At 68.1% G+C, this 12,123-nt stretch carries 12 protein-coding genes; 8 read left to right on the forward strand and 4 right to left on the reverse strand.

The annotated features are described in order from the left end of the window. The first annotated feature begins 9 nt into the window (after nucleotides 1-9). Nucleotides 10-834, forward strand: coding sequence for an ErmE/ErmH/ErmO/ErmR family 23S rRNA (adenine(2058)-N(6))-methyltransferase (gene erm / locus IBJ82_RS15600; protein WP_194826630.1), 825 nt, complete (start codon nucleotides 10-12; stop codon nucleotides 832-834). 57 nt (nucleotides 835-891) lie between these two features. Here erm and IBJ82_RS15605 read toward each other — a convergent pair whose 3' ends face one another. Then, nucleotides 892-2,145, reverse strand: a complete 1,254-nt coding sequence (locus IBJ82_RS15605; RefSeq protein ID WP_194826631.1) for a Glu/Leu/Phe/Val dehydrogenase dimerization domain-containing protein — start codon at nucleotides 2,143-2,145, stop codon at nucleotides 892-894. A gap of 150 nt (nucleotides 2,146-2,295) precedes the next feature. On the opposite strand from IBJ82_RS15605, the gene IBJ82_RS15610 reads away from it, so the two are divergent. Beyond that, entirely contained in the window at nucleotides 2,296-3,267 is a 972-nt protein-coding gene (locus tag IBJ82_RS15610) for a LysR family transcriptional regulator (protein WP_194826632.1), read from the forward strand. Here the strand turns inward: IBJ82_RS15610 and IBJ82_RS15615 are convergent. Continuing rightward, complete coding sequence (locus IBJ82_RS15615) at nucleotides 3,235-4,617, reverse strand: cystathionine beta-synthase (RefSeq protein WP_194826633.1); 1,383 nt, start codon at nucleotides 4,615-4,617, stop codon at nucleotides 3,235-3,237. The two genes, IBJ82_RS15610 and IBJ82_RS15615, sit on opposite strands and share 33 nt — an antisense overlap. Before the next feature lie 158 nt (nucleotides 4,618-4,775). Here IBJ82_RS15615 and IBJ82_RS15620 point away from each other — a divergent pair, with 158 nt between their 5' ends. Both IBJ82_RS15620 and IBJ82_RS15625 read left to right on the forward strand, forming a co-directional pair. After that, nucleotides 4,776-5,645 (forward strand): SGNH/GDSL hydrolase family protein, encoded by an 870-nt coding sequence (locus IBJ82_RS15620; RefSeq protein ID WP_194826634.1) that lies wholly within the window; start codon nucleotides 4,776-4,778, stop codon nucleotides 5,643-5,645. 61 nt (nucleotides 5,646-5,706) lie between these two features. After that, nucleotides 5,707-6,927 (forward strand): acetyl-CoA C-acetyltransferase, encoded by a 1,221-nt coding sequence (locus IBJ82_RS15625; RefSeq protein ID WP_194826635.1) that lies wholly within the window; start codon nucleotides 5,707-5,709, stop codon nucleotides 6,925-6,927. Nucleotides 6,928-6,988: 61 nt separating this feature from the next. Here the strand turns inward: IBJ82_RS15625 and IBJ82_RS15630 are convergent, their stop codons facing one another. Together IBJ82_RS15630 and IBJ82_RS15635 are read right to left on the reverse strand one after the other, a co-directional pair. After that, nucleotides 6,989-7,864: a Bax inhibitor-1/YccA family protein gene (locus IBJ82_RS15630; RefSeq protein ID WP_194826636.1), complete on the reverse strand. Its 876-nt coding sequence runs from the start codon at nucleotides 7,862-7,864 to the stop codon at nucleotides 6,989-6,991. A gap of 150 nt (nucleotides 7,865-8,014) precedes the next feature. Further along, on the reverse strand, nucleotides 8,015-9,163 hold the full coding sequence (locus IBJ82_RS15635) for a methyltransferase (RefSeq protein WP_194826637.1): 1,149 nt from the start codon (nucleotides 9,161-9,163) through the stop codon (nucleotides 8,015-8,017). Between the two features lie 402 nt (nucleotides 9,164-9,565). Between IBJ82_RS15635 and IBJ82_RS15640 the strand changes: the two genes are divergently transcribed. The 4 genes from IBJ82_RS15640 to IBJ82_RS15655 all read left to right on the forward strand — a co-directional run bounded on the left by IBJ82_RS15640 (nucleotide 9,566) and on the right by IBJ82_RS15655 (nucleotide 12,070). Further along, nucleotides 9,566-10,147, forward strand: a complete 582-nt coding sequence (locus IBJ82_RS15640; protein ID WP_194826638.1) for a hypothetical protein — start codon at nucleotides 9,566-9,568, stop codon at nucleotides 10,145-10,147. A 24-nt stretch (nucleotides 10,148-10,171) separates the two neighbouring features. Then, a complete protein-coding gene (locus IBJ82_RS15645) occupies nucleotides 10,172-10,711 on the forward strand; it encodes a hypothetical protein (RefSeq protein ID WP_194826639.1) in 540 nt (179 codons plus the stop codon). Between the two features lie 65 nt (nucleotides 10,712-10,776). Next, on the forward strand, nucleotides 10,777-11,376 hold the full coding sequence (locus tag IBJ82_RS15650) for a DUF305 domain-containing protein (RefSeq protein WP_194826640.1): 600 nt from the start codon (nucleotides 10,777-10,779) through the stop codon (nucleotides 11,374-11,376). A 154-nt stretch (nucleotides 11,377-11,530) separates the two neighbouring features. Continuing rightward, nucleotides 11,531-12,070: a hypothetical protein gene (locus IBJ82_RS15655; RefSeq protein WP_194826641.1), complete on the forward strand. Its 540-nt coding sequence runs from the start codon at nucleotides 11,531-11,533 to the stop codon at nucleotides 12,068-12,070. The last annotated feature ends 53 nt before the right edge of the window (nucleotides 12,071-12,123 follow it).

Genomic DNA, 12,123 nt, shown 5'->3' on the forward strand with positions numbered 1-12,123 from the left:
GGCACTGCCGTGGCGCAGGACTATTCACACCGAAACTATTCCCACACTCAGCGCAAGGTCACCGGTAAGAGTGGCAGTCGGACCGCCCGTGACCAGGCGAGAAGAACACTGTCACAGAACTTCCTGGTGGATCGCGGCGCCGTCGACTCGATCGTGACGGTAGCCGACCCAGTAGGAACAGTTCTCGAACCCGGTGCGGGCGACGGCATTCTCACGCGTGCCTTGGCTCGTCGCGGAGCGCGGGTCACCGCGTACGAGATCGATCCACTACTCGCGGCCAAGCTCTCGGCGCGAACGCGTTCCGAGGACGGAATCCGCGTCGTCCGTGGTGATTTCACCAAGGCGAAGGCTCCCCGCGAGCCGTTCGCCGTGGTGGGGAACATCCCGTTCTCCGTGACCGCCGACATCGTCGACTGGTGCCTGACCGCACCGGCCATGACCTCGGCGACGTTGCTCACCCAACGCGAATACGCCCGCAAACGCACCGGCGACTACGGCCGCTGGAGCCTACTGACCGCGACGACCTGGCCGTGGTTCACCTGGGAACTTCGCGGGCAGGTACCCCGCGACAGCTTCCGCCCGATCCCCTCGGTCGACTCCGCGATCCTGCGGATCGCTCGACGAACGCAACCCCTTGTCCCCCACCGTGATTCCTATACCGAGCTGGTACGCACCGCGTTCTCGGGAACAGGCGGCACGGTCCGAGCTTCCCTGCACAGCCGCTACCACGGCGTGGACGAGGCCATGGCGGCCGCGGGCATCGCCCACGACACCGTGGTCGCCTATGTGCACCCAGATCAGTGGGTGGAGTTGCATTCGATGCTCACCTGTTGATGGACGATAGGGGCTGCCTTCTGCCCGAAGGCAGCCCCGACGTCGGGCTCGACGGGATCAGGGAATGACGACGGGCCCGGTGAGCGGCGACGGGTCGTCGGCCCAGCGGTGGCCGATCTCGCGAGGAGTGACGCCTTCGTCGGTCCACGCGGTCAGCAGCTGTGCGACCTTGTCGTGCATGGTGGTTCGGAGTCGGTCGAAGGAGGTGTCCGGAGTGTCGTCCACTTCGCCGAGCAGCAACCACCACGCCCAGGCCACCGCGCCCGCGTTGGCGACGAAGTCGGGCAGTACCGGGATGCCGCGGGCGGCGAGCATGGCCTCGGCCTCCGGTGTGGTGGCGGCGTTCGCGGCTTCGACGATGACGTGGGCCCGGATGTCGTAGGAGTTGTCCGGCGTGATCGCGTACGAGATCGCCGCAGGCACAAGGATATCCACGTCGGCGGCGATGATGGCGTTGCGCGGCAGCTGCTCGATGCCCTCGGGCAGGCGGGACCGGTCGATCTCGCCGTAGCCGTCGCGGAGATCCAGCAGCACCGGAATGTCGAGCCCGTCAGCACAGGACAGTGTGCCCGCGGCATCCGCTACCGCGGTGATCTTCATCCCGGCCTCGTGCAGGTAGTAGGCCGCCGCCCCGCCCATGGTGCCGATGCCTTGGATCGCGACCGTCGTCTGGGCCGGTGCCTGCCCCCACTGCACCGCCGTGGCGAGACAGGCGTGCGCGACGCCGTATCCGCCGATGACGTCACCGAGCAGGAAGCCGCCGTCTACCGCGGCGTTGAGCCCGTTACGAACCCGAGCCAGCGTCGCCACGGGGTCGGCGGCGCGCCGGATCGCCGCGTGGAAGCTCTGGTCCAGGTCGAGCTTTTCGAAGACTTCGTCGATCAGGTGCTGCGGAACCCCCAGGTCCTCCGCGGTCACCCAGTGCGCGTCGAGCCACGGGCGCATCGCCTCGCAGAATCGCTGCAGCACCTCCACGGCGCGCGGGTCCTTGGGATCGAAGTCGATCCCGCCCTTGGCGCCGCCGATCGGCAGGTCGAACGTGGCGGTCTTGTTGGCCATGCCGCGCGCCAGATCCTCGACCTCACCCAGGGTGCAACCTGCCCGCATCCGGGTGCCGCCGGTGGCCAAGCCGCCGCGCAGGGTGTGGACGACGAGGTAGCCGACCGCGTCGGTGAGTGAATCCGTCCACTGCAGACGCATGTACGGCTGGCTGCGGCGGACCGCGGGAGCAACGGCCTGGTCCGTGGATGTGGCCGCAAGAGTATGCGAAGTCACCTGCGGCGTCCCCCCATTCGGGTTCAGCATCGTCATGGCGCCCCACCTCCTCATTCGTCGTGATCGCCTGTGGCGGACCTCGTCGTCCCGGTAGCACCAAGCCTGCGTCACCCCTGGCGGCGCGTCTATTTACGGATCGTTCACGGCACCGTTCACTGTTCCTGCACAGTGCCTACCCTCGGTGCTATGGACCTGTCTCTGGCCCGGCTGCGAATGTTGCACGAGCTACACCAGCGCGGCACGATCACGGCCGCCGCGGCTGCTCTGCACTACACCGCGTCGGCGGTTTCCCAACAGCTCGCACAGCTCGAACGCGACGCGGGCACCCGACTGTTCGAACGACGTGGGCGCCGAGTGCAGCTCACCGACCTCGGGATCGTGCTCGCCGAGCACGCCGAGGAGATCCTGGCGGCGGTCGAGCGCGCGACCCAGGCGCTGGAGGAAGCAGGCGGCTCGGTGACCGCGAAGATCACCGCCGGAGTGTGGGCGTCGGTGGCCTCCGGCCTGCTGCCCGACGCGCTGACCACCCTCGCCGCCTCGCATCCGGGAATTCTGGTGCGCACCAGCGAGCTCGCGCCGGAGTCGACGGCCGCGGCCGTCCGCGACGGCACGCTCGATCTGTCGTTCGTTCTCGACTACTCCAACTATCCGATGACCTGGGACCGTGGCCTGGAGCGAGCGGTCATCGGCGTCGAACGGATCCACGCCGCCGTCCCCGCCGGTGCGGTGCCCGCCGCCAGCGTGACGCTGGCCGAGCTGTCCGAGCATCCGTGGATCATCGCGCCCGCCCGGTCGCACTTCGGGCACGCGGCGCGGCTGGCGTTCCAGTCCGCCGGGCTACGGCCGCGCATCGACCACGAGTTGGAGGAGCAGGCGACCGCGATGTCGATGGTCGCGGCCGGACTCGGCGTCACGCTGGTATCGGACCTGGGTTTGGCGTTGCGCCCACCCGGGGTGGACATCGTCGCGCTCAGCGACTCCCTCACCCGGACGGTGTCGCTGGCCTACCGCACCAACTCGGCGGGCCGAGCCGCGCTGCTCCTGGTGGTGGACGCGATCCGGACCGCCGCGGCCAAGAAGGGACTCGGCGCCGAAATCCGCACCGCGCCCACCGTCCGTCGAGCCTCAGATACTGCCGGTGCTCAGGAACCCGAGTAGATCGTGGCGGGTGATCACGCCGACGGGCTTGCCGTCTTCGACGACCATCAGGGCGTCGGAGTCCGACAGGGCCTTGGTCGCGGTGGAGAGGGGTTCGCCGGAGCCGATCAGCGGGAACGACGGGCTCATGTGCTGGGCCACCGAGTCGGTCAGGTTGGCGCGGCCTTCAAAGACTGCGGAGAGCAGGTCGCGTTCGGTGACGCTGCCCGCGACCTCGCCCGCCATGACCGGGGGCTCGGCGCCGACGACGGGCATCTGTGACACGCCGTATTCGCGCAGGATCTCGATGGCGTCGCGCAGGGTTTCCGACGGGTGAGTGTGGACCAGATCGGGCAGGGCGCCGGACTTGCCGCGCAGCACGTCGCCGACCAGCGGTTCAGGACCTGCCGCCAGCGGAGTCTGGAGGAAGCCGTAGGAGCTCATCCACTTGTCGTTGAAGATCTTCGACAGGTAACCGCGGCCACCGTCGGGCAGCAGCACGACCACCACGGCGTCGGGATCGCGGCGGGCGACCTCGATCGCGGCGACCACGGCCATTCCGCAGGAACCGCCGACCAACAGGCCTTCCTCGCGAGCGAGGCGCCGGGTCATCTCGAAGGAATCCGCGTCGGAGACCGCGATGATCTCGTCGGGGATCGACGCGTCGTAGGCCGAGGGCCAGAAGTCCTCGCCGACACCCTCGACCAGATACGGGCGGCCGGTGCCGCCGGAGTACACCGAGCCTTCCGGATCGGCACCGATGATCTCGACCTTGCCCCCGGAGACTTCCTTGAGGTAGCGGCCGGTGCCGGAGATGGTGCCGCCGGTGCCGACACCCGCGACGAAGTGGGTGATCTTGCCCTCGGTGTCGGCCCAGATCTCGGGACCGGTGGTCTCGTAGTGGCTGTCGGGGCCGCCCGGGTTCGAGTACTGGTTGGGCTTCCAGGCGCCCTCGATCTCGCGGACCAGGCGATCGGAGACGTTGTAGTAGCTGTCGGGGTGCTCCGGCGGCACGGCGGTCGGGCAGACCACGACCTCGGCGCCGTAGGCACGCAACACGTTGCGCTTGTCCTCGCTGACCTTGTCCGGGCAGACGAACACGCACTCGTACCCGCGCTGCTGGGCGACCAACGCCAGGCCGACACCGGTATTGCCCGAGGTCGGCTCGACGATCGTGCCACCCGGCTTCAGCAGTCCGTCCTGCTCGGCGGCATCGATCATCTTGACCGCGATCCGGTCCTTGGAGCTGCCGCCGGGGTTCAGGTATTCGACCTTCGCGGCCACCAGACCCGCGTTGGGGCCGACCACCGAGTTCAGCCGAACCAGGGGGGTGTTACCGATGAGGTCGACCACATGATCCGCAATGCGCATACCACCATCGTCGCAGAACCTCCGATTTCGCGAGTACATGGGTAACTCGTCGGGTGCGGGCGGACCCACGCCCGCCCGAACTCCGGCCGGTGCCCTGGTAACACCCGGGTCCGGCCAGAGACCCGGCGAGGCGGACCGGCATCGTAGAATTTTCGGATGTGAGCGCACCTCGAATCAGCTGGCGGACCGCGGTCGTGACCGGAGCGACGACGGTGCTCGCCGGATCGAGCGCCGGGACGGTCTCCTGGGCGACCTATCGTTTGCTGATGACGCAGGCGGGTGCGGCGCGCGCGGTGATCGGCCGCGACACCTCCAAACCGCCCGAGGCCGACGGCGTGTACGCGCCGGGGGCCACCCGTCCCGAGCCGTGGCGCAAGAACACGCCGGTCGACCTGCACCTGATGGTCTTCGGCGACTCCACCGCGGCGGGGCTCGGTTGTCTCGGCGCCGCCGATGTGCCGGGAGTGCGGTTGGCCCGCGGTCTGGCCGAGGCCACCGGGATGCGAATCCGGTTGAGTACCAAGGCCATCTCCGGAGCCACCTCGAAGGGCCTGGCCGGACAGGTCGACGCGATGTTCGTCGCGGGGCCGCCACCGGACGCGGCGGTGATCCTGGTCGGCGCCAACGACATCACCAAGAAGCACTCCATCCGGGCCTCGGCGGGCAGGCTCGCGGCTGCGGTGTCGCGGCTGCGTCAGGCCGACGCGCTGGTCGTGGTCGGCACCTGCCCGAACCTCGGCACCGTCACCGCGATCCAGCAACCCCTGCGCACGATCGTCGCGAACTGGAGTGTGCGGCTGGCCAAGGCGCAGACGGTGGCGACCACGATCGCGGGCGGTATCGCGGTGCCGATGGGTTCACCGCTTGTCGCGTCCGAGTTCCGGGCCGCACCCGAAACCCTGTTCGCCACCGACGGATTCCACCCGTCCGCGGCGGGCTACGAACTGGCCGCCGCGCAGCTGCTTCCCGTGCTGATCGCGCAGGTGCGCGACCGCCCTGCTCTTCCCGTGGGGCAGCTGGAGACGTAGATTCGAGAATGACCGGCATGTAAACAGCCGTTCACGTCGAACAATGCGAAAAGGAGTCCTCATGCCCGAGGCCGTCATCGTCAGCACCGCCCGTTCCCCGATCGGCCGTGCCGTCAAGGGGTCATTGGCGGGAATGCGCCCGGACGACCTGACCACGCAGATGGTTCGTGCCGCGCTGGCCAAGGTGCCTTCGCTGGATCCGACGCAGATCGACGACATCATCCTGGGCACCGGCTCCCCCGCCGGCGAAGGCGGTTTCGGTATGGGCCGCATGATTGCCATCGAGCTCGGCCTCGATGTCGTCCCCGGCACCACCGTGCAGCGCTACTGTGCGTCGTCGGTACAGACCACCCGGATGGCCTTCCACGCGATCAAGGCAGGCGAGGGTGATGTGTTCATCTCCGCCGGCGTGGAGACCGTCTCGCGCTACGCCCGTGGCTCGGCCGACAGCTCGCCCGACACCAGGAACACCATTTTCGACGAGGCCGTTGCCCGCACCGCCAAGGCCGCCGAAGGTGGCGCCGGTGTCTGGCACGACCCGCGTCAGGACGGCCTGCTCCCCGACGCCTACATCGCGATGGGCCAGACCGCCGAGAACGTGGCGTCGCTGACCGGCATCTCGCGCGAAGACCAGGACCGCTGGGGCGTGCGCTCGCAGAACCGTGCCGAAGAGGCCATCAAGTCCGGGTTCTTCGAGCGCGAGATCACCCCGGTGACCCTGCCCGACGGCACGATCGTGAGCAAGGACGACGGCCCGCGCGCCGGCGTCACCTACGAGGCGGTCAGCCAGCTCAAGCCGGTGTTCCGTCCCGACGGCACCATCACCGCCGGTAACTGCTGCGCGCTCAACGACGGCGCCGCGGCGCTGGTCATCATGAGCGACACCAAGGCCAAGGAACTGGGCCTGACCCCGCTGGCCCGCATCGTCTCCACCGGTGTCTCCGGCCTGTCGCCCGAGATCATGGGCCTCGGCCCGGTCGAGGCCGTCAAACGCGCGCTGGCGCTGGCGGGCAAGTCGGTCTCCGACATCGACCTGTTCGAGATCAACGAGGCCTTCGCCGTGCAGGTGCTCGGCTCGGCGCGTGAGCTGAAGATCGACGAGGACAAGCTCAACGTCTCCGGCGGCGCGATCGCGCTGGGCCACCCGTTCGGCATGACCGGTGCCCGCATCACCACCACCCTGCTGAACAACCTGCAGACCTACGACAAGCAGTTCGGCGTGGAGACCATGTGCGTCGGCGGCGGCCAGGGCATGGCCCTGGTCCTCGAGCGCCTCAGCTGAGAGAGATAGACCGAAAAAAGCGGCCCACCTCGATGAGGTGGGCCGCTTTTTCGTGCTCGGATCAGTCGCGCTGGAAGTAGCTCAGCAGGCGAAGGATCTCGATGTAGAGCCAGACCAGGGTGATGGTGAGGCCGAGGGCCACGCCCCACGCGGCCTTTTCGGGGGCCTGGGCGCGGATCAGCTGGTCGGCGGCGTCGAAGTCCAGCAGGAAGCTGAACGCGGCGATGGCGATGCAGACCAGGCTGAACACGATCGCCAGCGGGCCGCCGTCGCGCAGGCCGAAGCCGCCGTCGGTGAAGAAGCTCGCGATCAGGTTGCCGACCATCAGCACCAGCACGCCGACCATCGCGCCGATCAGCATGCGGGTGAAGCGGGGGGTCACGCGGATCGCGCCGGTCTTGTAGACGACGAGCATGCCGAAGAACACGCCGAACGTGCCGAGCACCGCCTGGCCGATCAGGGCGCTACCGCCCACACCGCCGAAGGTGACGTCGGTGAACATCAGCGACAGCGCGCCGAGGAACAGACCCTCGAAGGCCGCGTAGGCCAGCACGATGGCCGGGTTGTCCATCTTGCGACCGAAGGTCGCGATCAGGACGAGCACCAGGCCGATGATGCCGCCGCCGATGACGAACAGCGGGGCCAGCGACGGGTTCGCGCTCGACAGCGCGAAGGAGACGATCGCCGAGACGGTCAGCACCGCGAGGGTGATGCCGGTCTTGGTGACCACGTCGTCGATGGTCATCGCGCGGGTGGCAGGGGCCTGCTGGAACTGCTGGCCGTACTGCTGCCCGTATTCGCCGTATTGCTGGTTACCGAGCTGGCCCGCCTGGCCCGCCTGGCCCGCGCCGGCTACGCCCGAACCGAAGTTCGCGTAACCGCCGACACCTTCCTGGCGGGGAAGGTTCTTGAACACCGGATTCGATGAGGTACGCACCGTGCGCCTTTCCTGGAGTTACGAGTCGCTACAGAAGCTCCAACTGCCCTGTTCAACGCATCACGATCGGACAAAGTTCCCAGTGACCAGGTCGATGACCACACCGCCGGGCCGTTCGGACAAATCGGACTCTACCGCTTTCGGGTCGTCCTATCGTTGTACGTCGCGCAGACCACGAACAGACCGCGTGACCGTGAACTTCTGGTTCCGGCCGATCACGTCGGTGCGACCCACCATCCGCTCCACCACGCCGCGGTAGTTCAAGTGCGAGTTGTATACCGTCCACAACTCACCGCCCGGCCGCAGCACCCGCCCGGTCTCGACGAACATCTTGATCGCCGAACCGGTGTGCACGGCTGCCCCGACATGGAACGGCGGATTGCACAGCACCAGGTCGGCGCTGTTGTCGGCGGCCGAGGACATGGCGTCGTCGCGCACCACCGTCACCCGGTCGGCGACGCCGTTGGCAACGGCTGTGGCCCTGGCCGAGGCGACGGCGGCGGCGGACTGGTCGGTGCCGACCACCCGGATGTGCGGCCGCGATTTGGCCAGCGCGACCGCGAGAATGCCGGTGCCACAACCGAGGTCGACGGCATCGCGCGCGTCGGGCTTCATCCGGTCCATGTGTTCGAGCAGGAAGCGGGTGCCGATGTCGAGGCGCGAGCCGGAGAACGCCGCACCGAACGCGACGACATCGCCGTCGATCTCGATGACGTGCTCGCGGACGGGGAACCGGGATTCGCCCACCGGCAGCGGCTGGTCGACCACCAGCACCCGCGACTTCTGCCTACCCCGGCCCGCACGGACCCGCGCGAAGGATTCGGCGAGTACCTCGTTCATCGCAGGGGTGAGGTATTTGTCGCGGCCGCCCGCGAACACCACCACATCGTCGGCGGCGTAGCGGGCGATGGCCTCGGCGATCTCGGCGACGCCCGACAGCATCCGCGGCAATCGCATCAGGATCACGCGCGCGCCGGCGAGCAGGTCGGCGTCGAGGGCGTGGGTGGTGTAGCGATCGGTGAGCCCGAGGGTCTTGGCGTTGGCTGCCAGCGCCGATTCGCCGGTGATCAGGTCCTGGTGGACGCGAATACCGGCGAGTCCATGCTGCGCGGCGAGTCCGAGAGTGAGCGCGCCGTAGGCGTCGCCGATCACCGCAACATCACCGCTACCCGCCGCCGTGAGGGCGTCGGCGGCCGTGTCGAGGATCAGTCGGTCGGCGGCATCGACGGCATAGAGGTTCGGCGCCTCCACATCCGGATACCGGCGTAGTCGGTCGAATACGTCGTCAACACTGTCCACGCAGCAAGTGTGCTAGATCGTTGCCCCACCGTCACATCCGGGCCCGGCATCTGCTGCCAAGACGGCTCGAAACGGGTCTTCGTAGGATGTATTTCACTGAGCAGTAACGGGTTCCATCGATTTGCGACGCCCTTGCAGATTGCCCCGGATTCGGGGATCTCACGAATTGCATTGTTCCCCAATGCTTAGGGCGCGATCGACGACCGACTCCGCGCCGCGGCCGATCACCGCAGGTGGCGCTAACTACCGAACTGGTACGCGTTCAGCGAGAATCCCGGCTGCGACCTGCGGGCGCCAACCGGAACAGCTCCTATTCCGTGGCCATCAGCAAACTTTCCGTAGCCGAACACACCCCGCGCTCCTTCGCCCACCACCCCGCCGTCCCTGCGTAGCATCAGCCCTATGCGCAACGCCCTCGTGTTCGTGCTGATCGCCGCGGCCGCGGTTTCGGTGTCCGGCTGCGGCACCGACGACGCACCGGCCGCGACACCACCGACAACGACGAGCACCCCCAGCACTTTCGCGGAGGCCACCGGCGAGGTGCCCACCGACGCGGGCCCGAAGTCCGGCGCGGCCTCCGCCGACGCCGCGCTCACCGTCAGCGATATCCGGCTCGGCCGACAGCCCGGCTTCGACCGCGTGGTCTTCGCTCTCGGTGGCACCGGGGCTCCCGGTTGGCAGGTGTCCTACACCGATCAAGCGGTACAGGACGGCAGCGGCAAGATCGTCGACGTGGCGGGCCGCGCGATTCTCGAGGTACGCATCCTCGGCTCCGCGTATCCGTTCGACTCGGTCGTCACACCGTTCGCCGGGCCGGACCCGGTGACCGATCCGAGCACACCGACTGTCACCGGGGTCTACAAAAGGCTGGTCTACGAGGGCGTCACGCAGTCGTTCATCGGCCTGGACGCCGATCAGCCGCCCTTCGCCGTGACCGTCCTGGCCGATCCCCCGCGCCTGGTCGTCGACATCGCCACCCAGTAACCCTTACCCCTACCGGGTATCGCGATGACGATCGCTAGACTGGCCGCCGTGATGGACCAGCATCCGCCCGCGCGCGCACCCGGCATTGCCAGGGCGCTCGCCGTGCTGATGCTGCTGGCCGGAATCGTCGCCATGCACTCCGCGGTCTTCGGCACCGCCCACGCGAGCGACAGTGCGCACGGCCCGGCTCCACAAGCACCGGTCCTCACCGTGGCCACGCCCGACCACCAACTGTCCGCGAGTCCGACCGACGAGCACGCCGCGATCCTCGCGACCGAGCACGCCGTCGCTCTGCCCGAAGCTTCGCCAACGCTGCCCGTCGCCGCTCCGTCCGACCCGCACACGGGTTGCGGCGCGGCAGGCTGCGACGAGCACGCTGCCGTCCACGCCTGTGTTTTCGTCCTGGCCGCACTCGCCATCGCACTGACCCTGGTCCTGCTCTATCGCCTCGGCGATGCCTCCGAAGCCACCCGGCACCCGTCGAGGGCCTGGCGCGGCCGACGGACGCGCCCACCACCATGGACCGTCCTCACTCTTTCCCAACTGGCGATTCTGCGGATCTGACAGGCGCGGCGCTTCTCGTGCCTCGCCAGTTTCGACACCTCACCCGAATCCCCAGGAGGATCACCATGTCCATCAGCCGTACCCATTTCCTCGTCACCGCGGCCGCCACCGTCTTGCTCGCGGCCGGTTGTAGCGACGACAGCACCGCCACCCACACCACCGAGCACTCCGCCACCACCACGACCAGCGCTGCCGCGAGTACCGACTTCAACGATGCCGACGTCAGCTTCCTGCAGATGATGTACCCGCATCACGCGCAAGCCGTCGAGATGGCGAAGATGGTGCCGAGTCACACCCAGAACGAGCAACTCATCGCGCTGGCCGCCCAGGTGGAGCAGGCGCAGGCGCCGGAGATGCAGCAGATCACCGACCTGCTCGCAAGCTTCGGCAAACCCGCCCCGAGCGCGACCGAAGGGCACGGCGGGCACGACATGCCCGGCATGATGACCGACGCGCAGATGAGCAGTCTGCAAGCCGCGAACGGCGCCGATTTCGACCGGCAGTGGCTGGAGATGATGATCGCCCACCACGAGGGCGCGGTCGGGATGGCCCAGACCGAACTGAACGGCGGCGTGAATCCGCCGTCGCGGCAGCTCGCGACGAAGATCATCGCCGATCAGGAGGCCGAGATCGCCACCATGCGCGGCATGCTCGCGCAGAATTGAGCAAGGGCGGCGCCGGCAAGACACTCCGGCGCCGCGTCTCGGTTCGTCATCGAAATCACCACCGCGACCTGACGTCACCCGGAAGTAGCCAGTACGGTCGATATGTTCGGCTCCGGCCCAACCGGTGCCTGCAATCTCGAGGCAGGAGAGAGAAATGCGAGTACTGGAACGGCTGGGGCTCGGAACCGCGCTCGCGGCCACCGCGACCGGAGTGATCTTCATCGGCGCCTGCTCCACGCAGGTGCCGGGCACCGCCGAGGTCAACCAGAGCGAGCTCGCCTCGTACACCTCCGAGGTGGCGGCATCGTCGGCGGCGGCATCGTCGTCGAAGGCGGCGAAGATCGAGGCGGCCAACGACACGGCGTGCGACGGCCTGCGCGCGGCCAACAAGACCTCGGTCACCTCGTTCAACGCCTACATCGCGGCCTCCAACGATCAGGCGCCCGATGCCGATGCCAAGGCCACCGACGCGGTCACCACCCTGCGCAACAGCGCCAAGGACCTCGACCGCAAGATCACCGGCGATGTGATCCCCGATCTGTCCGTACCGCTGCGCGACTACATCCAGAAGACCAACACCCTCGCCGACACCCTCGAACGCAGGGCGCCCACCGACGAACTCAACGGTGTGATCGACATTTTCAACACGTCCAAAGACGAAGCGATCGGGGTGTGCACGCCGTACGGCAGCTGATCGCCTCGTAACAAGAACGTGATCGTTCACGATTCCCCTCCCGACACACCATC

Source organism: Nocardia sp. XZ_19_231 (assembly GCF_015355705.1).
In the GTDB taxonomy this organism is placed as follows: domain Bacteria; phylum Actinomycetota; class Actinomycetes; order Mycobacteriales; family Mycobacteriaceae; genus Nocardia; species Nocardia salmonicida.